Below are 25,302 nucleotides of genomic sequence, written 5' to 3' on the forward strand. Positions count from 1 at the left end.
CGTACCCGTGTCGGTGCCGAACGACCAAACCGCATCGCAGGAAAGGCGGAGCATCTCGTCAAGACCAGGGCTTACGAGCGGGGCCGGGATCGACGCGGCTGGAAAGCCGTGCGCGTCAGAATGACGCCGACGAAATGGAGTGGTTAACACTTTATTCTGTGACGCTTTGTCTTATCATCAGAAAAGCTGTCACCGATAAGAGCGCGATTGCGTACACTACAAACAGTATAAAATTATAATACGTTACAGCAACGAAGCTGATCGCTGCGCCGATGAGTGCTATGACGGGCAGAACCGGATAGAGCGGCGCCTTGTAACTGCGTTCCAGGTCAGGCTCGCGTCTGCGCAGGACGAACAGGCTGATCATGCTCGCGCCATACATGGTCAAGGCTCCAAAAACCGAGAGGGTCACCAGTACCGCCGTCAAGGACTGCCCATGGATGGAAACGATGCTATCGGCGTAGATGGCGATAATGCCGATGGCACTGCCTGCGATCGTGGCCCTGTGGGGCGTGTGAAACCGGCTATGAAGCTTGCCCAGGGAGCGGGGCAGGATATCGGCTCGGGCCAAGGCGAAGATCTGCCGCGCAAACCCCATGATGATGCCATGCAGCGAGGCGATCAGCCCGAAAAGACCGAGCCAGACCAGCATCGACAGCCAGGGGCTGTGCTGTCCTACAACGCGCTTCATGGCTTCTGGCAGCGGGTCGTTGAGGTTGGCCAGACTCGTCCAGTCGCCAGACCCCCCTGCGAAAATCATGACCCCGAAAGCGAGTGCCACCAGTGTGATCACACCCGCACAATAGGCGATCGGTATCGAGCGCCTGGGGTTGCGGGCTTCTTCGGCTGCCATGGCCACGCCTTCGATGGCGAGAAAGAACCAGATGGCGAAGGGTATGGCGGCAAACAGGCCTCCCATAGCCTCCCAGCTAAAATGCGGTGCAGCCCCCCATCCCTGATGAGTGAAATGCGCCCATGAGAAGGAGGGCGCGACAACGGCCATGAATACGAGCAACTCGACAATGGCAGCCATGGTGATGAAAAGTTCGAATGTCGCCGCCACATGCACGCCGACGATATTGAGTGTCATGAACGCGAGATAGGCCCCCGTCGCGGCGAGCTTTGGCGGCAGACCCGGAAATTGCACATTGAGATACGCGCCGATGGCCAGTGCGATGGCGGGTGGGGCAAAAATGAACTCCACCAGCGTGGCAAGGCCGGTCACAATACCCCCAACACGTCCGAGAGCGCGTTGGGCATAGGCAAAGGGACCGCCAGCGTGGGGGATGGCGCAGGTGAGTTCGGTAAAGCTGAAAATGAAGGCCGTATACATCAGGGCGACGAGGCAGGTCGCCCCTAGAAAACCGAGTGTGCCGGCAGTAGCCCAGCCATAGCTCCAGCCAAAATATTCCCCGGAGATGACCAGACCAACAGCGATACCCCAGAGGTGAAAGGCGCCGAGCTTCTTTTCAAGTTGCGGGGGAGGCTGGCTCATCTTGTGTCTTCTTCCTTCAGCGGCGCAGCAACGGTCGCGGGCGGTGTGTCGGGATTGCCCAGAGCGGCGAGGCCGGGGGCCCGCTCCTTGAGGCCTACTCCGGTCAGTTTCAGCTTCTGTGCTTCGCGCATGAGCCAGACAAGCTTGGCGCAGGCCTCGTCGATACCCAGGCCGTGCGCGTGGATATTCGAGAGGCAGTTGCGCCGTGAATCGGGGCAACCCGGTGCGGGATGATAGGTCAGATAGACCCCCATGCTGTCCGGCACGCTCAGACCAGGTCTCTCGCCGATCAGGACCGCAACCATGCGCGCGCCGAGCGCCCCGGCGATATCATCACCAATCGCAACGCGTCCCTGCTGGGCGACAACTGGCGGGGCGATGCGCCATGTCGGCAGCGCCTGACGACAGGCATGAAAAAGCGGTGGCCCCTGTTGCGTTACGGCCTGTGCAGAAAGCCCATCCGCAAGCACAAAAGCGAGATCCCAATCGCCCCGAGGCAATCGCGCCCGGGATTCCGGCGCAAGGCTTCGCCCGAGATCGGGGCGGCTGAGATAGATTGTGCGATCGGTGGCGGCACTCGAAACGATGAAAGGCGTGGCAGGTGCAAGGGCGCGCGACAGACGATCGAGATCGAGCGGCTTGTGCACGGCGTCGCGCGCCATGGCATGAGCGGCCTGGAATCCAAGAACATCGCGGGTGGTCTGTGCATCGCCGGTGCGACCGAGCCCGATCCGGGCGCGAGTGAGATCGCGCAATTTTTGCCATGGATCCTGTACAGCGGCAGTGTTTCCCGGGTTTTCCGGCAGCTCGCTCATGCGTCGAAACCGATCATACGCGACAAGGTCGTCTCGCGCAGAGGCGGCGTGAGTGCGCGGGTAGTGGCGCTGTCATAGAGCCCCATTTTTTCGAGCCATACTGCAAATTCAGGGGTGGGGCGGAGGCCGAGAAGGCCGCGCGTGGTCAGGATGTCGCTGAAAGCGAGGCTCTGATAATTCAGCATGACATCATCGGCGCCGGGCACGCCAATCAGGAATGTCACGCCTGCCGTGCCGAGCAACAGCATCAGAGCGTCCATGTCGTCCTGATCCGCTTCGGCATGGTTGGTGTAGCATACGTCACAGCCCATAGGCACGCCCATCAGCTTGGCGCAGAAATGATCTTCCAGCCCGGCTCTCGTTATCTGCTTGCCGTCATAGAGATATTCGGGCCCGATAAACCCGACGACTGTATTGACAAGAAGCGGATTGAAAGCCCGTGCGACGGCATAGGCCCGCGCTTCGACGGTCTGCTGGTCGATCCCGTGATGGGCCCCTGCGGAGAGGGCTGCGCCCTGTCCGGTCTCGAAATACATGAGGTTGTCGCCCAGTGTACCACGGTTGAGCCCTCTGGCGGCCTCATGTGCCTCATGCAGGAGGTCGAGCGTCACGCCGAACCCCTCATTCGCTTTCTGGGTACCTGCAATCGACTGGAAGACGAGATCGACCGCACCGCCTCGGTTGATGATTTCCAGCGTGTTCGTCACATGGGTGAGAACGCAGCTCTGCGTCGGGATGTCATAGGTCTGACAGATCGTGTCGAGCATGTCGAGCAGAGCGAGGCCGTTCTCCACATTGTCGCTGGCCGGGTTCACGCCGATTACTGCGTCGCCGCAGCCATAGAGCAGCCCGTCGAGCGTGGAGAGGGCGATCCCTTTCAGATCGTCGGTGGGGTGATTGGGTTGCAGGCGTGATGCGAGCACGCCTTTTTGACCTATCGTGTTACGAAAGCGTGTGATGATCTCGATCTTGCGTGCCACGGCGATCAGGTCCTGATTGCGCATGATCTTGCTGACGGCTGCGGCCATTTCCGGTGTGACGCCCGGCGCGATGGCCGCAAGTCGCGCCGTGTCGGCTTCGTGAGACAATAGCCAGTCACGAAACGCGCCCACCGTCATCGAGGCAACCGGGGCAAAAGCCTCCCGATCATGCGTGTCGATAATCAGCCTAGTGACGTCATCAAGCTCATAAGGTACGAGCGTCTCCGACAGGAAATGCGTGAGTGGCAGATCGGCCAGGGCGAGGCGGGCCGCCACTCTTTCGGTGGCTGACCGGGCTGCCAGCCCGGCCAGCGCATCGCCTGACCGTAAAGGCGATGCGCTGGCCATCAGGTGACGAAGGTCGCGAAAGACAAAACGCTGACCGGAGAGAGTGGCAGAGTAACTCAAATCGACTCTTCCTCCGAATGACAGAATGATAACCGGTAAATGATCTGAAACCGAAAATAATAACGGGTTCCACAGGGGGCTTTGTCAAGCATATCGCGGCAATATGTTCCCTGGTGCCACGCCCTCTCCAGCAGCATGTGCCCGATGGGCGCAAATCGTCGCTTGCAGGGTGCGGCGACACGCTGCAACGGTGAGATCGGCGTTATGCCAAGATCGTGTCGGAATGCAGAGTGCAAGGTACAGGACGGCAATAGTGGTTCATTCCTCCTTTTCGCCGCAGCCGTCATGTTCCGCTTATGTGTCCTGAGCCTGGTGAGTAAACCGTCTCGCGGAAAACGGCGCTCGCTTGGCCCAATACCGATTTCATAGTCTGGGGTCTGACCTTTCGGCTTTTCGACCGGGCGGTGGGTCGATCACTAACGCCTGAGGTGGCTGAACTCCGCGTGAGGCGGGGAGAAGGACGCTTACACGACTGCCACAAATGTCATACGAAAGCTGTGATTTATCACAGGGAGTGTGATCATGGAGATGAGTTTTTCGGCTGCCGATATCGATCTCGATTTCAGCCTCAAGGGCAAGATCGCGCTCGTGACAGGCGGGGCTTCCGGCATCGGTGCAGCGATTGCAGCCGCCTATGTGCGCAAAGGGGCCAAAGTCGCTGTTGTCGATGTCAATCAGGACAATGCTGCCGCCAAGGCTTCTGAGCTGGGCGAGGCTGCGAAGCCTTTTTCCTGCGACGTTTCCAGCTCTGAGTCGGTGCGTAAAATGGTCGCGGATGTAGTCGCGGCGTTCGGCAGGATCGGCATTCTCGTCAATTGCGCCGGCGTCGTGTTTCTCGCCCCTGCAGAGACGCTTCCCCTCGATTACTGGGACAAGACGATTGCGATCAATCTCAAAGGCAGTTTCCTTGTGACGCAGAGCGTGGGTCAGGCCATGATCAAGGCGGGTAAGGGGGGACGCATCATCAATCTCGCTTCCCAGGCCGGGACGGTCGCGATCGAGGAGCATGTTGCGTATTGCGCCTCGAAATTCGGCGTGATCGGCATGTCCAAGACATTTGCTGCCGAGTGGGGGAAATACGGCATTACCGTCAATACCCTCTCACCGACCATCGTGCTCACAGAGCTGGGCAAGAAGGCCTGGGCCGGCGAGAAAGGCGAGGCGGCTGTGCGGCGTATCCCGACAGGTCGCTTTGCCCTTCCTGAAGAGATCGCGACTGCGGCAGTCTTTCTGGCCTCGTCCGGGGCTGCGATGATCAACGGCGCCGATCTTCTGATTGATGGTGGCTATACGATCCTTTGAATGCGTAACGGATCGGGCGGCGCCATGGTGTTGCCCGATCCGATCCTTCACCTCGTAAGTAGAATGCGCGCCACTTCAGTCGAGACAGCCCGTCTTAACGACACGAGGCTAACCCCGCCATTGGGATGAACGCGGTTCGTGAGAATTAGCACGAAGCTTCCGCTTTCGGGTGCGATCCAGAGCGATGGCCCGGTAAAGCCCGTATGGCCGAACGACCCCAAAGGAAAGCCTGCGCCACGCAGCGATGAATAATGTGTGTCGATATCCCAACCCAGCCCGCGCAGATCATGCATCCCAGCGGGCTGCTGCGGTGTTGTCATCATCATAACGCCCGCTCTGGACAGGGGAAACGGGCTAGCCTGCCCCGATCTACGCGCAATGAGGGCCGTAACATAGCGTACGAGATCGTCTTCACGGGCGAAAAGACCAGCATGACCAGCGACCCCGCCCATCCGTCTCGCCGTCGGGTCGTGGACGACCCCGCGCAGCATCGTCCCATCCGGCTGATACTGCGTCGGCGCGATCATCATTTGTTGCGCCGGGTCAGGCAGGAAGTCGCTATGGGTCATGGAAAGCGGCGCGAGAACGTAGCGCCCCGCCTGATTGTCCAGATTGTTGCCACTGGCGATCTCGACGATCATGCCGAGCACGATGAAATTGATGTCGCTGTAGATAAACTTTGAGCCCGGTCGCGCAATAAGCGGGGAAGCGCAGGCAAGCCGAAGGGCCTCCTCCCGACCGTGCCATGGCTCTGAAAGGGGAAGGTCGGGCGGTAATCCTGTATAGTGGGTCAGCAGGAGACGAAGGGTGATGTCACCTTTACCGTTCGCAGCGAAATCGGGAAGCAGCGCGCTGACAGGCGTATCGAGAGCGAGTTGGCCCGCCTCTATCAATTGCATAAGGCAGAGCGCGGTGATGAGTGGCTTGGTGAGCGACGCCATGTCGAACACGGTGTCGAGCGACAGTTTTTCCTTTTCTGGTGCGAGGGCGCGGTGACCGGTGACCGAGCGATGCACCACGATGTTGCGATGCCCGATGACGAGAATAGCCCCCGGTATCTGACCGTCCTCCACCGCCTGCGCCACCATCCGATCAACGCTGGCGAAGGGCGACGCGGCACAGCCGCTCATGGGCAGGACACTGGCGCCCACACCCAACGCAAAATGTCGTCGCTTCATGGTTGGGCCCCCTCTTGAACGCCTCTTCTTTCGGCGTCTGACTCATTGCCGATCGGTGAACGATATCAGATCGGTTTATTCACAATATGGGTACGAAACGACATCGGCCGATCTGTGTCGCCGAAACCACAACCAGCCACACTTTGTAGGATAGAAGCCATAAACTGAAAAATAGCATTAGAGAAAAAACGTTCGAAAACAGTCTGTTGTTTATGTTGTCATATATCTGTCACATGAGAGTCATCAAAGCTTCGCAGGCAGTGACGAGAGGCAATCAGTAAGGGAAGCTCATACCCACCGCAGCATCGGAAGATGATACTGACATGACCTCATTCCCCCGTGCCTGTCGCTTGCTGCTGGCATCGGTCTCGCTGGCGTCGCTCGCCATGGCGACCCCGGTGCACGCCGCTAGCCTCGATCAGATGAGTCTGATGGAGAAGCAGATCAAGGCCATGCAGTCGCAGCTTGCTGACATGAAGCGCGAGCATCAGCGCGAGATGAAGCGCATTCATGATCAGTTGGCCCAGCAACGCCAGTCTGAAGAGAATGACCCCTACGGCACCCGCAACGGCTATCGTGGCGCCCCGGCTCATGGTTCGGGCAACGCGGCCGCAGGTGCTGGCTTCGCCACAGCCTCCGCACCGGGGCCGAACAGCAATGTGCTTCTGCCGCCCGTCAATGCGGCCACGCCTTATGGCCAGCTGACCGGCACCCCGACCGGTCGCGTGACCGATCTCTACGGCCCGCTCCATCGTGGTCAGATCCAGATCGGTGGCGTGCGCATCACCCTGGGTGGCTATGTCGAAGCCGCCACGATGTTCAGGTCGCGCAACAACGTTTCTGACATCTCCTCGAATTTCGGTTCCATTCCGTTCGCGAACAGCCCGAACTATCATATCAACGAGTTCCATGAATCAGCGCGACAGAGCCGACTGGCTGCGCTCGTCGAAGGCGATATCACCAAGAACCTCCGTGCCCAGGCCTATATCGAGACCGATTTTCAGGCTCGGGTTCATCATCTAATTCCCGCCAGTCGAATTCCTATGTGCTTCGTGAACGCGTTTTCTATGGTCAGCTGATCGACGATGCTGACGAGCTGACCCTTCTGGGTGGGCAGAACTGGTCGCTTCTGACCATGTTCAACCACGGCATGCGTGCCCGTGACGAACAGGTGCCGCTCTCGATCGATGCCCAGTACATCCCGGGTTTCAACTGGACGCGTAACACCCAGATCCGCCTGGTAAAGGGCTTCGATCACGGGCGTTACAATGTTGGCGTCTCCGTCGAAAACCCGCAGCAGGTCATCGCGGTCGGCTCAGGCGGTCAGTACCTGCCTGCCGGTGCGACTTCGGGCACGTACCAGAATGCTGGTGTGAACGTGAACAACCCGTCCACCAATTATTCGACCGATATTGCTCCGGACATCATTGGCAAGCTTGCAGCCGATCCGGGTTGGGGTCACTACGAGCTGACCGGACTGCTGCGCTTTGCGCATAGCCGCGTATCCTACACAGGCACAGGCCAGAGCAGCACCAAGGTTGCTGGTGGCGGTGGTGGCGGACTTATTCTGCCAGTCGAGAAGTCGCACAAGATCTTCTTCCAGGCATCGGGGCTCGTCGGTACGGGTATCGGCCGTTACGGCACTTCGAATATTCCTGATGTCACGATCGATCAGAAGGGGCAGGTCAAGCCCATGCCTGCGGCGAACGTGCTCGTCGGGCTTTATGGTAACGCCACCAAGCGCTTCAGCTCTACGCCTATGGCGGTGTGGAAATGCTGCGTTCGCGTTCCTATTTCGACGTTGGCGGCAAGCATTACGGTTATGGCAACCCGCTTTACAGCGTTGGTGGCTGCGATATCGAAGGCGGTGCTTCCAGCGCGTGTCAGACCAGCATCAATCGTGTGGTTCAGGGCACGGCTGGTTTCTGGTGGACCTATCTGCACGGCGACTACGGCACGCTGCGCGTCGGCGCCCAATACTCCTACACCTATGTTTCCTCGTTCAGCGGCGTGGGGGGAACCCCGCACACCAACGACAATATGGTGTTCCTGTCGCTGCGTTACCTGCCGTTCCAGTAAGATCGGCTTCGTCTGAAAGAGAAAAGGGCCAGAGGTTTACGCCTCTGGCCTTTTTTTATGCATGGGAGCGTAAGCGTCAGAAATTGGCGTTCACACGTCCGAAATAATAACCGCCATTCATCGGCACCTGAGCCGAAGCGCTGTCATAGATCCCGACACCATAGTTTGCGAGATTGGCAGGTACCTTGCGAGGCCGGATATTGAAGATGTTGTTCGCGCCCACAGCGACATGCCAGTGCTCGCCGAAGCGATAACCGACTTCAAGATCGGTCAGCCAGCGCGGCGTGTTCTTGAATTGGGCAAAGCAGGTATTCGAACCGCGCAGCGCTCGACCGTTCAGAGGGCAAATTGCGCTCGCCGGGGTCCAGTCCTGATAGGTCAACATGCCCACCGTCTCGCCATAGCGGGTCTGGCGCAGATTAACGTCCCAATTGCCGATCGTATAATAGGCGTTCAGCACGATCTTGCTGCGCGGTGACTCGCTGGTGAGATAGGAAATGGTCTGCGCGTTCAGAAGCGGGTTACCGGTCGCCGAAAGCCCGTTATGCGTCAGACGCGTCCGGTTGATGTTCAGCCCCATCGAAAGCAGAAGATTGCCGAAGCGATGCAAGCGCAGACGGTAATCTGCCTTGATATCTATGCCCTGAGTGCGCGTACTGGCACCATTGGAGAAGTAATAAGCCGAAAATCCCGTGGGGTTGGATAACGTCGCCCCACCGGGGAGCGTATAGCCCATTTGCTCGATGGCCGTGATGGCCTGAGCGCCGACTACCGAGCCGCCCTGCACGATACGGTCTCTCAGATTGATCTGATAGACATCGGCTTCGACATGAAAATTCGGCAGCGGCTCAAGCACGACGCCGCCACTGGCGCTTGTCGACCGCTCGGGTTTGAGCGCGCTTGCACCGAGCGTTTTAGCGGCTTCCGACGCGACGGGTAACAGTCCGGACGCGAGGTCGGGCCAACGCTGAGTGCGCTGTAGTGCTGCTCGGCCAGGGTCGGGGCGCGAAAACCGTTGCTGATGGTGGCGCGCACGGCGATGCGCCTGGTGAAGTCGTAACGTGCCGAGACTTTGCCGTTTTCGGTATTGCCTGAGTCGGTGTAATGTTCGAACCGCCCTGCGAGATCGACATCGAGCTTCGGCAGGGGGTGGAAATCGTCATCGATATAAGCCGCCCAGATATTACGGCTCCAGCTTCCTGCATTTTGCGGGGCAGCACCCGCATAGCCCTGTGTGCCGCCAGCCTCATAGGCAGGGGCTTCGCCAGCGACGATATCGTACATCTCGAGCCGATGCTGACCGCCGAAGGCAAGTGTCATGGGGACAGCATCAGCAATCCTGAAGTTGCGGCGAATATCGAGATTATTGGTCCACATCGCGTTGCGATAGGTCTGCGCGCGCGCGCTGGTCGGCGAATAGCCGCAGCCCTGCGACGAGAAATAGGCCTTGCTCCGATCTGTGGTCTGGCACGACGCGCCCAGCATGCCGGTATTGGCCGTATTCTTGGTGATGATGTCTTCCTCATCGGCACCATAAAGCGTGCTAAGGTCCCAGTCGAAACCGAAAAGATGGCTGCCTTTGACGCCAAGATTGGCCTGATAATCGTTTTCTTCGATCGTCTCGATAGGAGAGAAGCCCAACGGATAGAGAGAAGGGGCGATACTCGGCACGCGATAGTTCTGGATGGCTTCGGCGTGACGATGGCCGTAGGTGATCAGACCATAAAAATCGATGGTCTCGGTTACTTTCTTGCCAAAATCGATCCCCAGATTCTCGCGGGTTTCTTCTGGCGTGCTTGTGATTTTGTTCGAGTTGTACGGCACCTTGATGGCGCCAGGGAGGATGCCGTAATAACCGCTCAGATTGGCGCCGGGCGGCGCGTAGGGTAGCAGGCGGTGGTCTTCGGTATTCGTGAAGAATGATCCGTGTGATAGATCTGACCGCTCAGGTGCAAATAGCCGTCGCGACCGAGCTTCATGCCGCCATCGGCGTTGAGCTGATAGTTCCAGCCGCTACCCGCATAGGCATTGGCGCCCGTCTGGGCGCTCATATTCAGACCATGATCCTGCTTTTTGGTGATAACATTCACGACGCCAGCGATAGCGTCGGAGCCATACATCGCCGCAGCACCGTCTTCCAGTACCTCGATATGGTCGATGGCGTTGGCCGGTATCATGTTGAGATCGACCGGAGTTGAGCCGAATTGCGGCCCCGGGTTTTGTACTACGTTGCCGGTCACATGGCGTCTTTTACCGTCTACGAGAACCAGCACCTGGTTGGGGTTCAGGCCGCGCATGCGGATTGACGCCGTAAGCGCCCCTGTATCGCTGCCACGAGTCTGGATATTGATGGCCGGATAGACGCGGGTGAGGGCGTCGGTCAGATTAAGCTGGCCAGACCGTGCGAGTTCGGCGGCTGAAATGACCGTCACGGGGCTCGTGCTGTCTCGCGCTTTGCGATTGACGGCATGGGTGCCAGTCACGATGACCGACTCTTCGCCAGAGATTACCTTGGCGCGATGGGCCGCTTTTCGCGGCGCTTTCTGCACAGGTGTGACGCGTGATTTGCTTGCGCTGCCGTGCGTGGAGAGAGTTTCGGCGCGCGCATCGGGCATGCAGGCCATGGCGCTCAGAACGCCAAGCGAGGCGGTAAGCAGGGAGGCACGTCGTCTCATTGAAACCCCTTGAAAATCTTTTCCGGAACGATCTGATATCGAAACGATATAGTAACGGATATGCTTCTTGGGCCGGGGTCTGACCCGCGGCGACAGAAAGCGGAGTTGTGGCTGGATATGGATGCTGCACAAATGCACCCTGTGGGCCGAGCGGGGACCGCCTTTGTCACCTCCGCTTTCGACCGTTGCACTACGGAAACGATAAAATAAGATTTACGCGATTAGAAGCACTGATTTGATTTGGCAATATTCTGTCATATTTGCCCGGCCAGGCTTCGCGCGGCTGTCGTTCAGAAACCGGAAGAAAGCGACACCACGCCGGCAAAACCGCCGCCAACAAAATAGGTTGGCGCCTTGCCCGCAATTGTGGTACCGAAGACACCCTGCGTCGCGTTGCGATTGAGCGAGACGCCGTTAACCCCTGAGAGATAGCCGGAACGACCGAGATTGATCAGGTTGAGCTGGATCTGCGGCGTTTTGAGTCTGGTGGTTTTCTGAAGGCGATAGCCGAGCGAAAGATTGGCCGTTGCGAAACCGGGTATGCGCTCATCATTCATGAAGGTCGCGTAGGTGGGACCGACATAGTGACCATCGAACAGGCCGAAAAACCGACCGTTATCATAAGAGAGGCCGAGCGAGCCCGAGAGCGTCGGCGTGCGCACAGGCCGCTTGCCCTTCGTTGGCAGATAATCGGCGCCTGACTGGATGTTATTATCGATCGTCGCGTGGATATATTGTCCCGAAAGATAGGGGCTGAACCCGTGCCAGGGGCGCAGGCCAAGCTCGAATTGCGCGCCGCGTGCCGTTTGCCCGCCACCATTGATCGACTCACTGGTCATGACACCGTTCAGGACAGTCGTGGTGGCGACCTGACGATTGGTGAAATTGTAGTTGAAGAGCGTCAGAGAGAGCGTAACCATTCCCTGATGCCGGAAACCGAGCTCCTCGCCGATGGAGTATTCTGGTTTGGTGTCCGATGAGGCAATGCGCGTTTGTCGGCCGGTGGAGATGCTGAAGCGGTCCTGATAGCTGGAAATGCCGGAAGGCGCGCGAAATCCCGTGGTGCCGTTGATATAGATCTGATCATGAGGCGTCAGTTTATAGGACGCGGAAAACTGGGGCAGGGGAGAGGCATAGCTGGCCCCGTTGCGGAACCGCGCCCCAGGCAGAAGATTGGTCACCGAGCGAGAGACCAGCACCATACGCAGCCCCGCGGAGAGGGTGAGTTTCCGGTCCAGAAGATGGAGCCGGTCGGTCACGGAGATCGCATTGATCTGTTGTAGAAGTCGTGCGTCATACGAGGACAGCGGTGTTCCGGCTGCGGTAAGTATGGGGAAGGCGCCCCACTGGTTAGAAACGCCACCTTGCGTATCAGGAAGCACATAACGCGACAGGCTGGAGAAATCGTAATAGGAATACCAGTAGCCGAGAGAGAGGCGGTTCGCCCCGGTCTCAAAATGCAGCGCGCTGTTCAAGCCGGGATGAGACTGGTGATAAGTGTCGTCGCGACCGAGGCAAAGCTGTTGCCGAGGCCTGCGGGAACCTGCAACGCGCCCGCCGGTCTGTTGCCGTTATAGCTACCGGTGCGGCTCAAAATCGTACCGTAGCTGTCATAGCCCCAGACATAAATAAAGTAGGGTGTGAGATCGAGGGTCAGATGACGATCGAGATGGAGTGAGACCGGGGCTGAGAGAAAACTCTGCGCGCGGGCGTTCTCCTGATATTTATAATAGCTGCTGTCGCCCGGCACATACTCACTGGCATAATTGGCGTTTGTGCCGAGGCGCTGCCATTGAGCGAGCGTCGGGGGAAGCAGGTAGTAGCCCCGGTCGCGATTGAACGAGAAAATCAGCGAGGCCGAGCTCTTCTGACCCCATTCTTTGAACAGACGCATATCCGTGTGAAAGCGTCGCGAAGTGCCCGCTCCGCGCCACTGATCGGCACCGCGATAAGAAAACGAGGCGAAGCCCTTCATCCCTGTATTGCCAACGCCCGCTCTCCAGGCGCAGAAACTCGCGATTGAGATTGTACGACCCCCAGGATCCGCCTATGAAGCCGCCTCGTTCATCCGATGGTTTGCGCATCCTGACCGACATCTCGCCTCCCACCGCATTATAGAGCGGTGACGCTGTCTCCGCAGCGCCCTGCGCCAGCGTGATCGAGGCGATGTTTTCGTTATCTGCGGTTGCCGAGGCGTAGGGCACCAGAAAAAGCGGTGGGGCTGCGGGGACGTTTTCAAACAGATAGCCGATTTCGGTCTGGTCGAGGCCACGTACTGATAGTCCCTGCTGCTCGTCATTCGTACCGAGCGGATCGTTTCCCGAATAGATTACGCCGGGCAGATCCGCGATCATGGCGACCGGCGAAAGGGTCGGCGATTGTCTGGCAATGAAATCGCGATTTACGCCACTTTGCGATCGTGGTGCTGACTGGCTCGGCATAAGTCCCCCGCCGATGGATCTGCCGGTCGTGCCGTCGGCATTGGCACGATGGCGATGCACTGTCACGACCTCGCGCCTTGTTGGCGCAGCGCGAGTTGTGACCGGCGTTTTCTCCTTGTTCTCGATGCGACTGGTTTCGGCACGGCTGTCGGCGCGAGCGCAGTCGGGCTCGGTGCATAGGACACAGAGGAGCGGAGAAGCGAAGAGGAGAGCGTATTTCGACAAACCAAAAAGTCCGGATCAGCAGGGCAGACTGAGCAGGGATAGGGAGTCTGTCATTACGTGTAAATTGATACATTATAACAAATCTTGTAGCGGTCGCCGTCGCTCGTCCTACCCAATCTGCATTGGGAAATCTTAATTTCTATTGACGTATTTCGAGTCGAATTTATGTAACCCTATCGGAAAGTTGGATACCAACAAACAAATCTCATAAAATAGTGGTATAAATACAGTATAGAACACATTTTCGTTTATTAATCGTTATTAACATTTCGTGTCAAAAATTTGCTGGTAATAGTGAGAACGATTCTTACTATCATCAAATCAGAGCAAAAAATGAGTAATTTCCGACCACGGGGACGCCTGAAGGCCCAGGCCCAAAGGACGAGGATGTTAGCCACCTGTCTCGGTTTGACTGCTTGTCTGTGCCGCTCTCGGCGCAAGCCGTTCCGCCTCCAGTCAATCTCGGCAATGCCGCGGGAGCGAGCGATGATGAATCCGCCGGCGTTTTCGGCTTTCTCTCCAATTGGCGCCGAACGTCTAATCTTCTGGGCAATATGTGGGGCCTTCGTTCCGAGCTCGGAAAATACGGCGCCGTCCTTGCCATTCAGGAAACTTCTGAAGTTTCGGTAACCCGACAGGCGGTAGTCATCGCGGGGCGGGTTATAATGGTCTGACCGTTGCCGTACTCCAGATCGATACGCAGCGTGCCGTCGGTTTGTATGGCGGCACGTTCAACGTCAGTATGGAGCAGATTCACGGACGCAATTTCAGCGCCGATAATCTGATGGCCCTGCAGACAGTGAGCGGCATCGAAGCCGACCGCTCAACACGCTTGTGGGAGTTGTGGTACGATCAGAAATTCCTCGATCAGCAGAAGCTCGATATCAAGATCGGTCAGCAGAGTCTCGATCAGGAATATATGGTCAGCAGCAATGCTCTTGTCTTTGCCAATACGATGTTCGGCTGGCCGATGGTGCCTTCTGCCGACATGCCCGGCGGCGGCCCGGCCTATCCGCTTTCTGCCCTCGGTGTGCGCGGCAAATACTGGCTGGCGACGCCGCTCTACCTGCTCGGGGGCGTCTATAGCGGCAGCCCTACGAAGAATCGCGACGGCGACCCGCAGATAACCAATCCTTCCGGCACAACCTTCCCGCTCAATCGGGGTGTTCTGGCTATAGCCGAGTTGCAATATGTCTACCCGGCGCTGGGCGCAATGGTCTCACCCGACGAGGTTCAGCCGCTTTCCCATGTCTATCGCATCGGTGGCTGGTACGATTCCGAGCCCTTTGCCGACCAGTTCTGGGATAATACGGGCGTGCCTCTGGCCTCGCCCGACAGCAATGGCACGGCCCGCACCCATCGTGCGCCTTCAGCTTCTATGCGGTGATGGATCAGATGATCTGGCGCAGTCATACCGACCCGAACCGGACGATCAGCATTTTCGGTCGCGCCATGGGGGCTCCGCAATCCGATCGCGTGCCGATCGATTTCAGCCTCAATTTTGGCCTGACGTTCAATGACCCGTTGCCTTATCGCACCGACGACGTGTTCGGTATTGGCATGGGCTATACCCACGTCAGTGGTGCGCTGGCAAATTACGATCGTGCTGTCAGACGCTATTCGGACGCTTATTCGCCTGCACAGGGTGGCGAGACCTATGTCGAGTTGACCTATCAGTACCAGTTCACAGGCTGGATGCAGTGGCAGCCCGACTTCCAATACATCTTCAACCCCGGTGGCGGCATTCCCAACCCCTCCCATCCTGACCGACGCCTGCGCGATGAGCTCGTTTTCGGTTTCAGAACCAATATCGCTCTGTGAGAGTATTCATGTTTTCTAGATTTTCGATTGCCGCCTGCACCGCGCTCACGCTCGTGGCTGCGGCCCTCCCCGCAAAGGCCGATCCAAAGGGATTTCTCGAAACGCTGCATCGGCACACGACCCTGGCATCGACCAGCCCCGGCAATGGCGATCTTAACCCTTACGCCGTGGTTATCGTGCCGCATGATATGGGTGTGCTGAAAAAGGATGAGGTTCTGGTCACGAACTTCAACAATATCAGCAATCTCCAAGGCACGGGCACGACGATCGTTGCCTACTCGCCTGTTTCAGGCAATGCGCGTCTCTTTGCCAATCTGCCGAGTAATCTTGCGGCCTGTCCGGGTGGGGTGGGGCTGACAACGGCCCTGACCATTCTGAAAAAGGGCTGGATCATCGTCGGCAGCGCCCCCAGTAAGGATGGTACCACCACGACCAAGGGCGATGGGTGCCTCATCGTGCTCGACGCAAACGGCAAATATATCACCACCTGGAAAGGGCCATTCATCAACGCACCATGGGGCGATATTGCGAGTGTCGATCAGGGCGATAAGGCAACTCTGTTCATTTCCATGACAGGTTTCGATCTGCCGGGACCCAACGTGGTCGACCCGCAAACGCATTATCCGCCGATCCTGCACAAGGCGACGGTGCTGCGTCTCGAACTCAGCATCCCGGATGGCAGCCCCCCCGTGCTCGACAAACAGACCGTCATTGCCAGCGGGTTTTCGGCGCGTGCCGACCGTGACAACTTCTTGTTCGGCCCTACGGGACTGGCTCTCGATGACGATGGCACGCTTTTCGTGACCGATGGCTACGACGACGAGGTGACGGCCATCGATCACGCGCTGACACGTACGGAGCCGGTCACACGGCAGAATGATGCGGTTGGCAGGGTCATCACCAAGGGGGGGCTTCTGAACTGGCCTCTCGCATGATCTGGGTGCCGGGTCACCACCTGCTCGTCGCCAATGGTCGAAACGGTCAGGTGGTCGAGATCGATCCGGCTGCCGGGAAGCAGATCTATGCCCAATGGATCGATGCGGATCAGGCACAGCAACCACCGGGAAACGGCGATCTGTTCGGTCTCGCCATGACCCCCGAAGGCAAGAGCTTCTATTATGTCGAAGACGACATGAACACGTTGAATGTGAGTCAGCCATGACCGATACGGAAAAATCTTTTCGCCTCGGCAGGCGCGGCTTTCTTGCCAGCTCCGTCGCAATGAGCACCGTTGCGCCTCTCGCCGAACAGGCTTTTGGTGCTGGGGCGGCTGTCATCCATCAGCCGGCATTCTGACCCCGCAGCAGCCTTTCGCCTATTTCATCACCTTCGACGTGGCAACCACGACGAGGCGTGAAGAACTGGCGTCATTGCTCAGGAAATGGACCGAGGCGGCAGACGCCTGATGGCCGGGAAATCTGTCGAGGGTCTGGTCGATTCAGGCGAGATTGCTGGGCTGAAAGATCGTGATCTCACCATCACGATCGGCTTTGGTCCAAGCCTTTTCATCAAGGACGGCAAGGACCGTTTCGGACTGAACGCCCATCGGACCGCCGCAATGGCCGATCTGCCGCGCTTTACCGGCGATCAGCTTGTCGATGCGCGTTCGGGTGGCGATCTGTGCGTGCAATGCTGTGCCAATGACCCTCAGACCACGCTTCATGCCTCGCGGGCCTTCACAAGACTGGCCTATAATATTGCCAATCCGCGTTGGGCCCAGGCCGGGTTCCTGCCGAGCTTCGGCAAGGGCAAGACCCCGAGAAACCTGATGGGTTTCAAGGATGGGACGATCAACCCGGATACGAAAAATCCGGCAGCAGCCGATCGCTACATCTGGGCGGCGCAATCCGATCTGCCTGGATGCAGGGCGGTAGCTACCTCGTGTCACGCATCATCCGCATCGCGCTCGAACATTGGGACCGCACGCCTGTCGGCTTCCAGGAGGAGACGATGGGACGCGAAAAACTGAGTGGCGCGCCTATTGGCGGCATGATGAATTCGAGCCGCTCACTCTCACGCAGAAGGATCGTGATGGTAATCCGATCACGGTGCAGAATTCTCATGCGCGCCTTGCGGCCCCTGAGGAAAATGGCGGCGCACAGATTTTGCGGCGGGCCTATTCCTACGATAATGGACTGAGTTTTACAGCAGAGCGCTGGCCGCCCTGGCGTCAGGGGATGGAGATGGATGCCGGACTCTTGTTCATGAGCTGGCAGCAGGATCCAAGGACGGGGTTTGTGAAGATTTTCGAGAAGATGTCGAAATTCGATATGATGAACCAGTACACCACTCATATTGGAGGCGGGCTTTTCGCCTGTCCGGGGCGAAAACAGGGCGGCTATATCGGTCAGACCCTGATGGAAGCCTGAGGTCCAGCTTCCAGGGCTCGATGAGAGCGAAGCGCTGCGCCTTGCGAGGGGGCTGCGCTCGCCGCCTGTCCTTGCCGGAAGTATGGAGCCTAGGCTCGGCGGTAATATGTTTCCATTATCGAATGAATATAGGTAAGCCCCGAAGATGTCGGTTTTGTCATCGGAACGAAGCGGGAGTATTTGGGTCCTGTTTTATCTCTCTGGACGTCTCCTGTTTCAGGTTGTAACCCACTGCCAACAGAACCGGACATGTGAAGGGACGGGGCGATTTACGCGGCGACGCCATACAGACGGAATATGAGCCAAGGCAGGACATTCTCTCGTCTTGCCGTGGCTGTTCCTGTTCTTCTGGCTTTCCTCGCTTCGCTTATGCTTCAGAGCCTTGCACGACCTGAAGAAACACCGCGTTCTGAAATCGAGCGCCTGATTGGCGTCGATATCGCCTCGCCGGGTATGGCGTCGATGAGCATGGCCGAAAACATGGCCGATTGCGACGGGGCGGGCATGATCATGCCTGCCCAGCCCCGGAGCCACAAGCCCGGCCATCACCACGATGCAGCCTGTGCTCTTTGTCCGCTTTTGCAGCTCGGGTTTTTCATTCTTGCCGTGGCGCTGCTGGTAGCTTTCGCCCGTAGTCTCAAGCTTAGCCAATGCGTCTTCTTGCCGCCGAGCCGTGCGCCGCCGGAACTGAGATGGGTTATGCCTCCCGCCCAGGCGCCCCCACTGACCTGATCGCACGCAAGTGCCGCTGACCTCACGATTTCGCATCAAGCGGGCGAAGGGCGTCAGCGGCTGGTCTCGTTTTCGATCAGGAAATAGTTGTCATGACTTTGCCCCGTTCAGGCAGGTCGCTCCGTCACGCGCGTCTCGCGCTCGGATGCACCTCAGTTTTTGCCCTCAGCATCGCCTTCGACGCCCGAGCGGCGACCGACACGAAACCGGCTCCCTCATCCGAGGAAGACAGCAAGGTGGAATATCTTCAGGTCGAAGGTATACGCCGCACGGCCATCCATTCTGCCGATACGGCGGCCCTGCTTAAAGGATCTTTGGGCTACAGCATGTATTCGGCGGGCGGCGTGTCGGCGCTTCCCGTCTTGAATGGCATGGCCGATGATCGTGTGGCGACCATTGTGGATGGCATGCGTATCGCTTCGGCGTGCCCCAATCACATGAATCCTGCGATGTCGTATATCGATCCCGACAGCGTTTCGACAGCCGAAGCCATTGCGGGCGTCACACCCGTCAGTATCGGTGGCGACAGCACGGGCGGCACGGTCAAGGTCGAGCGTCGCGATCCGCTTTTTGCGAAGAGCGGGAAAATTCTCGTGACCGGACATGTCAGAGGCGATTATCGCAGCAATGGCGGCGGCTCGGGCGCTTCGGGCACAGTCACAATTGCCAATGACATGTTCAGCATTCGCTACACCGGCTCTTATGCCCATGCCAGCAATTACCATACGGGAGGGGATGGGCGTCAGGTGCGCTCCACCAGTTATCTTTCTTTCAACCACGCGGTGACGGCGGGGTTGAAGAAAGACAATCATCTTCTGGCGCTGACCTTCGGTCAGCAGGACATTCCTTATGAGGGATTTCCCAACCAGTATATGGATATGACGAATAACCGCTCGACGTTCGTCAATGGCAAGTATCGTGGCGAATTCAACTGGGCGACACTCGATGTGCGCGGTTTCTGGCAGCGCACCGATCATGTGATGAACATGATGAACGACAAAGGTGGCCATAGTGCCACCACCGGCATGCCGATGAATACCGATGCCCGGACGGCGGGGTATGCGATCGACCTGACCATACCGCTCTCGACGCGTCACAACATCAAGATTGGCAGCGGCTTTGACCATAACGGGCTGAATGACTGGTGGCCGCCACTTGCCGGTAGCATGATGATGGGACCGAACACGTTCCATAACATCAATAACGGTCATCGCGACCGGCTGGGTCATTATATCGAGTGGAACGCGCAATGGACGCGCCGCTTCTCGACGCAGCTTGGTCTGCGCAACGATCTGATCATGATGAACACAGGCAAGGTCGCTCCCTATTCCTGGATGGGGATGATGCAGATGGCCGATATCATGGCGGCCAGACGCTTCAACGCGTCATCTCGTGGACGCACGGATACCAATTTCGACGTCACGGCGACCGGGCGATGGCATGCGTTCGACAGCCTGATGATCGAAGGCGGCTATGCCCGTAAGACAAGGTCTCCCAACCTGTACGAACGCTATGCATGGGGGCGGGGCGCTATGGCCATGCGCATGATCGGCTGGTTCGGCGATGGCAACGGCTATGTCGGCAATCTGAATCTGCGCCCGGAAATTGCGAATACGGCCAGCGTGACTATTACCTGGCACGATCCGAAGGGGGAGGGATGGAACGTCAAGCTCCAGCCTTTTTATACCTACACCGAAGGTTACATCAACGTCATGCGCATCGGCTCGCTAAGCAATGGTCTGTCGATGTTACAATTCGTCAATCACAATGCACAGAGCTACGGATTGAATGGCTCAGGCCAGTATCGCTTGTGGGATACGGCGCGTTTCGGTCAGGGCAAGATCGTCAGCACGTTTAGCTGGGTACGCGGGCAGGATTTTGTGACGCATTCCGGTCTCTATCATCAGATGCCGGTCAACGGTACGGTCGGTCTACGTGAGACCTGGCAGAACCTTACCGGTCGGGTCGATGTGACGCTCGTAAAAAAGAAATCGACCGTAGACTGGCTGCGCAATGAGCCCCGAACCCCCGGCTACGCTTTGCTCGGCCTCGGGGCAAGCTATCGCTGGCGCAAGTTCACGCTTGATGGCAGCATCGAGAATGTGACGAACCAGAAATACTACCTGCCTCTCGGCGGGCTCTCACTCGGCGACTACAAGCAGACAGGCGCCCTGGGGCCGTTGGCCGGGTTGGGTCGCTCGTTCAATCTCAGCCTGACGGCCGCTTTCTGACGTGGACTGGCGACCGATGGGCCTCCGATCGGGTCGCATCGGTCTTGCGTCTCGGGCGGGACGAGGGATAAGCGTCTGACCCGGTAGGCTGGACGGATTTCTGGCCTTTCGGTCAACATTTTTGGTTATCCGGGTTGGCTATCGACGCGTGATCGGTTATCGCCCCAATCTGAACCGATCCTGTCTTTATTTGGAGAAAGGATCGGCTTTTAGGATTGAAACAGGTCGTTCTTCTCCCGGTGCAGCCTCTGTCATTTACCCGTGACAGAGAGGTTTCTACCGCGTGCAGGCATGAAGGGCTGCCCAACGCGAGGGAAGACGATGTCAGCGATGCCGGTCGAACAGGAGCACGTGGTGACAACCGAGCAGCGCATGCCTCTTCACGCCATGATCCTTCTGGCCATGGCGGCATTTGTCACCTTGTTGACCGAAATCATGCCTGCCGGATTGTTGTCGGCCATTTCGAGCGGATTGCAGGTGCCCCAGGCTGTTGGTGGGCAGTTCATTACCGCCTTTGCGTTGGGAGCGTTGTCTGCGGCGCTGCCCTCGACAGCCTTAACCCATCGCATGGCCCGCAAGAAACTGCTGCTTGCAGGGCTGGCAGGTTTTGCTCTGGTGAATTTTGCCAACGCGTTTGCAAGCAACTTCCCCCTCTCGCTGTGCATCCGCTTTATTGCCGGATGCTGCGGCGGGCTGATCTGGGCCATGTTTGCTGGCTATGCAACGCGCCTTGCACCTGAGGGGCAAAGGGGGCGAGCCATTGCTCTTGCAGGCTCTGGCGTAACGCTGGCGCTCGTGCTGGGAGCACCATTAAGCGCTTTTCTGGGACAGATGATCGGCTGGCGTGGGGCGTTTGCCGCTCTGGGCGGGTTTTCAGCGATATTGCTCGTCTGGTCGGCTTTCGTGCTGCCCGATGCTGCAGGCAGCCAAAGCGAGGTCAGCTTCAGTATTCTGAAAACCATCCACCTGCCTGGCGTGATGGCCAATCTGACGGTCATTTTCAGCTTTGTCTCCGCCCACAGCCTGCTCTACGTCTATATCGAGCCGCTTCTCGCCCCGTCGGGCCTGAGCGGGCGAATTGACGCGCTTCTGCTGCTATTCGGTGCCGCTTCAGTGGTAGGGCTGTTCGCTAATGGCCTGTTGATTGACCGTCGTATGGCGTCACTGATTTCGGCGAGTATCGTCCTTTTCGCGGGTGCGAGCCTCATTCTTGGCTTGGCACTTACTCATGCCGTCCCGGTCTGTGTCGCGATCATTTTCTGGGGGCTGACGACAGGGGGATTCGCTGCGTTGACGCAGAGCGCCATGGCGCATGTCAGCGGCTCTTCGGTCGACACGGCGCAGGCCATGGCAACAACGGCGTGGAATCTGGCCGTTTCTTTCGGTGGTCTTTTGGGGGGATTGGCTCTGACCCATGTCTCCATAGCGAGCCTGCCCCTCATGGCTGTCGCTCTCTTGCTTATCGGCCTCGCGGCTTTCGTCAGGGGGCTGCGCCCCCTGATCGGCTGATCGGACCAGAGAGCGTTTTCAGAGTTGCTTCAGATGCGTAACGTGAAGGCGCCGTTTCTTCATTGCCCTGATGCTCAGGCTCGCAAAAGAGACAATGACCACAGTCGCAGCGATACTGAGCGCGAGGGACTGCATGTCTGTCATGGCATAATGTTCGTGTATCTGACCCCACCATCTCATTGTGCGATCTCCTTTTCCTTAGGATCTGTCGGCGAACCGGCTTTGCTCTGGCTCTTCAAGGCCCTCGAGAAAGAGCCGGTTCACGCGACACCGTGACGATGCACCTGGCTGTACCGATCGTCAATACTTATAAAGTTAATAAATTGCACAGAAAAACAAAATTGATATAGATCAAAAATAGATAACTATATAACTTGTATAAGTAACCAAAGTTTGTTTATTTAGAACATCAGTTTGTGATTTTCCCGAAAGGGAGCGCCTTTCCGAACTTGCGCATGATTCTCCGCTGATAAGAGTGCTTATGACGACAGTAATGAGAGGTCGGAAAACATGATATATACGAAAGTATACTCATAAGTACCAAAGAGAATATGGCAGGGTTTTGCTGTGTCTATTACGACCCTCCGCACAGGAGGGCCTCGGCATGCAATTTCACTCAAATCATTCGACGCGGTACCATATCACCGTCCCTTTTTCTTATTCGAATGGGTTCTCCGCATGGCCTTCGGGATTGATCCTGATTTTGTGCGCGGCTTTATCGAGTACAGCGTCGGCCGCCTCGGCAGGCGCCGTACACGGTAAGGTCAAGTCGACGCAGCCTTCATCGCAGACCCAGCGTGAAGTGACAGGGCGCGCCAAGGTAACGCAAAAAGCACTACCTGCCGCTGTTGAGACGATTCAGGTCGACAGAGAGGCGCATCGCACGATGCGGGCGAACGGATCGCTCCTGACTCCTTCAGACTGGCGTGGCGTCCTGAGCGGGTCCAACCCGCTCGCGTTTCTTTCTCAGGTGCCTGGTGTGTCCTATACCGCCTCGGATTCCTATGGCCTCGATGAATCAGACGCCAGCCTCTTTCTGCGCGGTTTTCACATGAACGAGCTCGGAATATCGTTCGAGAATATCCCGCTCAATGAGACCAGTTTCGGCACGCTGAATGGCACGAATGTTCTCAATATCAGCGTTCCTGACACGATCGGCTCGATTTACGTGTCACCAGGCACGGCGCGAGAGAGCCTGTTCTCAAACAGCAATAATGGCGGCGAAATCAGATATACGCTGCTGGCGCCAAGCCGGAAACACTCCCTGTCCGTCAATCAGGGGGTAGGCAGCAACAACACGCTTGTTACCACCCTGGTGGGACAATCCGGTCAGATCGGCACCAATGGCCCCAAGGTGATGGCCGGCTTCCAGCGTATCAGTAAAGACAAGTATCAGGGTGCGGGCAGCCAGTACATGGTACGAGGCAATATCAAGGCGACACAGGATCTGAGCTGGGGCTCGCTCAATGCATTTTTCTCTGCATCCAGTGCCCGGATCTGGGGCTACAACGATGTGTCGCATGAGATGCTTGATCGGCTGGGCTGGCGTGGCTCGGATTACAGTTATCCCAATTATGGGGCGGCTTATCACGCGGCGCTTCCCCAAAACGCCAACGAGATGTGTGGTGCCTATACCTGTGCGGAGCGCGCGGCGCTGACACCTTATGATAGCGGTCAGGTCTCACGCGATCTTATCGGGTCGCTTGCCCATGAATTCCGTATTACACCCAGGCTTAGCGGCAAGGCGGTCTTCTATGGCGCGACGACCTATACCGATGCGAGCGTGTCCGACCCCACAACCCCTTCAGAGACGGGCGCGCCATTTTCCGAGCAGGTCTGGCATTCGGGTGTGAGGCGGTTCGGCGGGTCTTTCGAACTGAATTATCGGATCGCGCGCCACACATTATCGGCTGGTATCTGGCAGGAGGCCGCCTATTCTGACGCCCACCAGGCTTGGTATAACGAGCCCTTGTTAGGAACAGGTGCGCCTCTGAAAGCCATCGGCCCTTTCACGGTTTACGGGCCAGCCTTTCAGATGGCCAATCTCTCGACCTGGCGGACGAGATCGCAACAGATCTTTCTGCATGACGACTGGAAACTCACGGACGCGTTGACATTGGGCGCAGGGTTCAAGGCGGTCAATTTTGTCTCCGACGGAGGGGGTACGGGAGCAGATGATGCCCCACGGGGTCGTCTACGGTCACAGGCGGGGTTTTTGCCCCATCTCTCCGCTCTCTGGCGCTATAATGCTCATGACGACCTGTTCATCGATGCAGCACAGACGCAGAGCGCCTATCGTCTCTCGCCAAGAGGCAATATCGGTTATTCGGCCTCCATCTGGTCCGCTTCCGATCAGGCAAGTTTCGACGAGGCACTTGGTCGCATCGCACCCGAACGCGACACAACTGTCACATTGGGCGGTCATATCCGCCGCCACTGGCTGTCTCTCTCATGGGATGCCTATTTCAGTCAGATAGAAAACCGCCTCGTATCGGCCTCTGTCGGCACGCTGCACAGCCCGGTCAATACCGTAGGCATTGTGAGGGCATCGCATATATGGGGGGGCGATCTTGCGGCGAGCTTGCCCGTGGGGGAGCATTTCACGCTACGCCAGTCTCTGTCGGTCAGTCGTTTCCGCTATGGCGGCGATCTCACCATCGATGGTGAGACATTCGGCCTGAGAGGCAAGGCGCAGCCGGGCTATCCTGAACTGAGCCTGCAGACAAGCGCGCTACTGCATGTGTCGCGTCTGGAAATCGGGGCGACGAATATCGTCTACCTCAACCGGCCTTTTTCCTACACCAATGATATCATGGGGCCGAATTACTGGAACATGACTGCTTATGCGTCATGGAAATTCGAGCGTCATGGGGCCGTGCCTCCTATCACTGCCCGGTTCGATGTCTATAATCTGATGAACAGCAAGATGATCGGCAATCTGAATGTCGATGGGGCGCCCTTCTCAGGAGATTATCAGACCATGCAGCGTTCGGCCCCCCGTCAGATGGTCATCAGTCTCGGAACCAACTTCTGAGGAGGGAC

Annotated in this window: 22 protein-coding genes and 3 pseudogenes; 15 read left to right on the top strand and 10 right to left on the bottom strand. The window is 57.8% G+C overall.

The features are described 5' to 3' along the window. Nucleotides 1-151 precede the first annotated feature (151 nt). Genes eat through JCM25414_RS08750 form a run of 3 tightly spaced genes read right to left on the bottom strand, consistent with a single transcriptional unit; the run spans nucleotide 152 to nucleotide 3,698 of the window. Nucleotides 152-1,495 carry an ethanolamine permease gene (gene eat, locus JCM25414_RS08740; protein WP_025841396.1) on the bottom strand — a complete coding sequence of 448 codons (1,344 nt, stop codon included), beginning with the start codon at nucleotides 1,493-1,495 and terminating at the stop codon, nucleotides 152-154. After that, entirely contained in the window at nucleotides 1,492-2,310 is an 819-nt protein-coding gene (gene eutC, locus JCM25414_RS08745; RefSeq protein ID WP_025841397.1) for an ethanolamine ammonia-lyase subunit EutC, read from the bottom strand. Before eutC ends, eat begins: the two co-directional genes overlap by 4 nt. Then, nucleotides 2,307-3,698, bottom strand: a complete 1,392-nt coding sequence (locus JCM25414_RS08750) for an ethanolamine ammonia-lyase subunit EutB (protein ID WP_025841398.1) — start codon at nucleotides 3,696-3,698, stop codon at nucleotides 2,307-2,309. The genes eutC and JCM25414_RS08750 overlap by 4 nt, the downstream gene beginning before the upstream one ends. A gap of 522 nt (nucleotides 3,699-4,220) precedes the next feature. Here JCM25414_RS08750 and JCM25414_RS08755 point away from each other — a divergent pair. Then, nucleotides 4,221-5,000, top strand: coding sequence for an SDR family oxidoreductase (locus tag JCM25414_RS08755; protein ID WP_277911167.1), 780 nt, complete (start codon nucleotides 4,221-4,223; stop codon nucleotides 4,998-5,000). A gap of 47 nt (nucleotides 5,001-5,047) precedes the next feature. Here the strand turns inward: JCM25414_RS08755 and JCM25414_RS08760 are convergent, their stop codons facing one another. Then, complete coding sequence (locus JCM25414_RS08760; protein WP_025841400.1) at nucleotides 5,048-6,178, bottom strand: serine hydrolase domain-containing protein; 1,131 nt, start codon at nucleotides 6,176-6,178, stop codon at nucleotides 5,048-5,050. Nucleotides 6,179-6,501: 323 nt separating this feature from the next. On the opposite strand from JCM25414_RS08760, the gene JCM25414_RS22985 reads away from it, so the two are divergent. Next, nucleotides 6,502-7,257 (top strand): hypothetical protein, encoded by a 756-nt coding sequence (locus JCM25414_RS22985; protein WP_148301012.1) that lies wholly within the window; start codon nucleotides 6,502-6,504, stop codon nucleotides 7,255-7,257. Continuing rightward, nucleotides 7,224-8,273 carry a hypothetical protein gene (locus JCM25414_RS22990; protein ID WP_148301013.1) on the top strand — a complete coding sequence of 350 codons (1,050 nt, stop codon included), beginning with the start codon at nucleotides 7,224-7,226 and terminating at the stop codon, nucleotides 8,271-8,273. The genes JCM25414_RS22985 and JCM25414_RS22990 overlap by 34 nt, the downstream gene beginning before the upstream one ends. Nucleotides 8,274-8,333: 60 nt before the next feature. Here the strand turns inward: JCM25414_RS22990 and JCM25414_RS18620 are convergent. The 4 genes and pseudogenes from JCM25414_RS18620 to JCM25414_RS24905 form a co-directional block, all read right to left on the bottom strand. Then, nucleotides 8,334-10,881 (bottom strand): annotated as a pseudogene (locus tag JCM25414_RS18620) (TonB-dependent receptor plug domain-containing protein). A 341-nt stretch (nucleotides 10,882-11,222) separates the two neighbouring features. Beyond that, on the bottom strand, nucleotides 11,223-12,407 hold the full coding sequence (locus tag JCM25414_RS21700; RefSeq protein ID WP_051535792.1) for a TonB-dependent receptor: 1,185 nt from the start codon (nucleotides 12,405-12,407) through the stop codon (nucleotides 11,223-11,225). After that, nucleotides 12,404-12,826, bottom strand: coding sequence for a hypothetical protein (locus tag JCM25414_RS23360; protein WP_242403464.1), 423 nt, complete (start codon nucleotides 12,824-12,826; stop codon nucleotides 12,404-12,406). The genes JCM25414_RS21700 and JCM25414_RS23360 overlap by 4 nt, the downstream gene beginning before the upstream one ends. Nucleotides 12,827-13,073: 247 nt before the next feature. Next, a pseudogene (locus JCM25414_RS24905) lies at nucleotides 13,074-13,373 on the bottom strand (TonB-dependent receptor plug domain-containing protein); the annotation flags it as partial. Nucleotides 13,374-14,289: 916 nt separating this feature from the next. On the opposite strand from JCM25414_RS24905, the gene JCM25414_RS27025 reads away from it, so the two are divergent. From JCM25414_RS27025 to JCM25414_RS24910, 4 genes are read left to right on the top strand one after another with little or no spacing between them, the layout of a single operon-like run. Then, nucleotides 14,290-14,985, top strand: a complete 696-nt coding sequence (locus tag JCM25414_RS27025) for a carbohydrate porin (RefSeq protein ID WP_408734883.1) — start codon at nucleotides 14,290-14,292, stop codon at nucleotides 14,983-14,985. Continuing rightward, nucleotides 14,985-15,419 carry a carbohydrate porin gene (locus JCM25414_RS27030; protein ID WP_277911169.1) on the top strand — a complete coding sequence of 145 codons (435 nt, stop codon included), beginning with the start codon at nucleotides 14,985-14,987 and terminating at the stop codon, nucleotides 15,417-15,419. Before JCM25414_RS27025 ends, JCM25414_RS27030 begins: the two co-directional genes overlap by 1 nt. A gap of 8 nt (nucleotides 15,420-15,427) precedes the next feature. Beyond that, nucleotides 15,428-16,354, top strand: a complete 927-nt coding sequence (locus JCM25414_RS18635) for a hypothetical protein (RefSeq protein ID WP_242403458.1) — start codon at nucleotides 15,428-15,430, stop codon at nucleotides 16,352-16,354. Continuing rightward, a complete protein-coding gene (locus JCM25414_RS24910) occupies nucleotides 16,351-16,581 on the top strand; it encodes a hypothetical protein (protein ID WP_242403459.1) in 231 nt (76 codons plus the stop codon). The genes JCM25414_RS18635 and JCM25414_RS24910 overlap by 4 nt, the downstream gene beginning before the upstream one ends. Here the strand turns inward: JCM25414_RS24910 and JCM25414_RS25985 are convergent. After that, on the bottom strand, nucleotides 16,572-16,700 hold the full coding sequence (locus tag JCM25414_RS25985; protein ID WP_277911170.1) for a hypothetical protein: 129 nt from the start codon (nucleotides 16,698-16,700) through the stop codon (nucleotides 16,572-16,574). The genes JCM25414_RS24910 and JCM25414_RS25985 overlap by 10 nt on opposite strands. A gap of 53 nt (nucleotides 16,701-16,753) precedes the next feature. On the opposite strand from JCM25414_RS25985, the pseudogene JCM25414_RS26610 reads away from it, so the two are divergent. The 7 genes and pseudogenes from JCM25414_RS26610 to JCM25414_RS08815 form a co-directional block, all read left to right on the top strand. After that, nucleotides 16,754-17,088 (top strand): annotated as a pseudogene (locus JCM25414_RS26610) (Dyp-type peroxidase); the annotation flags it as partial. 99 nt (nucleotides 17,089-17,187) lie between these two features. Beyond that, the gene (locus tag JCM25414_RS26615; protein WP_369346039.1) at nucleotides 17,188-17,388 is read left to right on the top strand and encodes a hypothetical protein; all 201 of its coding nucleotides are present in this window, start codon (nucleotides 17,188-17,190) and stop codon (nucleotides 17,386-17,388) included. Next, nucleotides 17,301-17,558 carry a hypothetical protein gene (locus tag JCM25414_RS25995; RefSeq protein ID WP_369346037.1) on the top strand — a complete coding sequence of 86 codons (258 nt, stop codon included), beginning with the start codon at nucleotides 17,301-17,303 and terminating at the stop codon, nucleotides 17,556-17,558. Before JCM25414_RS26615 ends, JCM25414_RS25995 begins: the two co-directional genes overlap by 88 nt. After that, nucleotides 17,468-17,788, top strand: coding sequence for a Dyp-type peroxidase (locus JCM25414_RS26000; RefSeq protein ID WP_277911172.1), 321 nt, complete (start codon nucleotides 17,468-17,470; stop codon nucleotides 17,786-17,788). Before JCM25414_RS25995 ends, JCM25414_RS26000 begins: the two co-directional genes overlap by 91 nt. Nucleotides 17,789-18,085: 297 nt before the next feature. Next, complete coding sequence (locus JCM25414_RS08805; RefSeq protein WP_025841404.1) at nucleotides 18,086-18,520, top strand: DUF2946 domain-containing protein; 435 nt, start codon at nucleotides 18,086-18,088, stop codon at nucleotides 18,518-18,520. A 92-nt stretch (nucleotides 18,521-18,612) separates the two neighbouring features. Beyond that, nucleotides 18,613-20,751, top strand: coding sequence for a TonB-dependent receptor (locus JCM25414_RS08810; RefSeq protein ID WP_025841405.1), 2,139 nt, complete (start codon nucleotides 18,613-18,615; stop codon nucleotides 20,749-20,751). A gap of 321 nt (nucleotides 20,752-21,072) precedes the next feature. Next, nucleotides 21,073-22,260 (top strand): MFS transporter, encoded by a 1,188-nt coding sequence (locus JCM25414_RS08815; RefSeq protein ID WP_025841406.1) that lies wholly within the window; start codon nucleotides 21,073-21,075, stop codon nucleotides 22,258-22,260. Nucleotides 22,261-22,278: 18 nt separating this feature from the next. Here JCM25414_RS08815 and JCM25414_RS26005 read toward each other — a convergent pair whose 3' ends face one another. Further along, a complete protein-coding gene (locus JCM25414_RS26005) occupies nucleotides 22,279-22,404 on the bottom strand; it encodes a hypothetical protein (protein WP_277911173.1) in 126 nt (41 codons plus the stop codon). 547 nt (nucleotides 22,405-22,951) lie between these two features. Here JCM25414_RS26005 and JCM25414_RS08825 point away from each other — a divergent pair. Next, the gene (locus JCM25414_RS08825) at nucleotides 22,952-25,294 is read left to right on the top strand and encodes a TonB-dependent receptor (RefSeq protein WP_035443005.1); all 2,343 of its coding nucleotides are present in this window, start codon (nucleotides 22,952-22,954) and stop codon (nucleotides 25,292-25,294) included. The last annotated feature ends 8 nt before the right edge of the window (nucleotides 25,295-25,302 follow it).

The sequence above is a fragment of the Asaia platycodi JCM 25414 genome (assembly GCF_000614545.1).
Classification (GTDB): domain Bacteria; phylum Pseudomonadota; class Alphaproteobacteria; order Acetobacterales; family Acetobacteraceae; genus Asaia; species Asaia platycodi.

Excerpts from the sequence above, each read along its gene's own strand:
- JCM25414_RS18635 (WP_242403458.1), top strand. The coding sequence starts at position 15,428 with ATGTTTTCTAGATTTTCGATTGCCGCCTGCACCGCGCTCACGCTCGTG.
- JCM25414_RS26005 (WP_277911173.1), bottom strand. The coding sequence starts at position 22,404 with ATGACAGACATGCAGTCCCTCGCGCTCAGTATCGCTGCGACTGTGGTC.
- JCM25414_RS08805 (WP_025841404.1), top strand. The coding sequence starts at position 18,086 with ATGAGCCAAGGCAGGACATTCTCTCGTCTTGCCGTGGCTGTTCCTGTT.
- JCM25414_RS27030 (WP_277911169.1), top strand. The coding sequence starts at position 14,985 with ATGGATCAGATGATCTGGCGCAGTCATACCGACCCGAACCGGACGATC.
- eat (WP_025841396.1), bottom strand. The coding sequence starts at position 1,495 with ATGAGCCAGCCTCCCCCGCAACTTGAAAAGAAGCTCGGCGCCTTTCAC.
- eutC (WP_025841397.1), bottom strand. The coding sequence starts at position 2,310 with ATGAGCGAGCTGCCGGAAAACCCGGGAAACACTGCCGCTGTACAGGAT.
- JCM25414_RS23360 (WP_242403464.1), bottom strand. The coding sequence starts at position 12,826 with ATGCGTCTGTTCAAAGAATGGGGTCAGAAGAGCTCGGCCTCGCTGATT.
- JCM25414_RS22985 (WP_148301012.1), top strand. The coding sequence starts at position 6,502 with ATGACCTCATTCCCCCGTGCCTGTCGCTTGCTGCTGGCATCGGTCTCG.
- JCM25414_RS24910 (WP_242403459.1), top strand. The coding sequence starts at position 16,351 with ATGATCTGGGTGCCGGGTCACCACCTGCTCGTCGCCAATGGTCGAAAC.
- JCM25414_RS08755 (WP_277911167.1), top strand. The coding sequence starts at position 4,221 with ATGGAGATGAGTTTTTCGGCTGCCGATATCGATCTCGATTTCAGCCTC.
- JCM25414_RS08760 (WP_025841400.1), bottom strand. The coding sequence starts at position 6,178 with ATGAAGCGACGACATTTTGCGTTGGGTGTGGGCGCCAGTGTCCTGCCC.
- JCM25414_RS08810 (WP_025841405.1), top strand. The coding sequence starts at position 18,613 with ATGACTTTGCCCCGTTCAGGCAGGTCGCTCCGTCACGCGCGTCTCGCG.
- JCM25414_RS08815 (WP_025841406.1), top strand. The coding sequence starts at position 21,073 with ATGTCAGCGATGCCGGTCGAACAGGAGCACGTGGTGACAACCGAGCAG.
- JCM25414_RS26615 (WP_369346039.1), top strand. The coding sequence starts at position 17,188 with ATGGGTTTCAAGGATGGGACGATCAACCCGGATACGAAAAATCCGGCA.
- JCM25414_RS25985 (WP_277911170.1), bottom strand. The coding sequence starts at position 16,700 with ATGGATGACAGCCGCCCCAGCACCAAAAGCCTGTTCGGCGAGAGGCGC.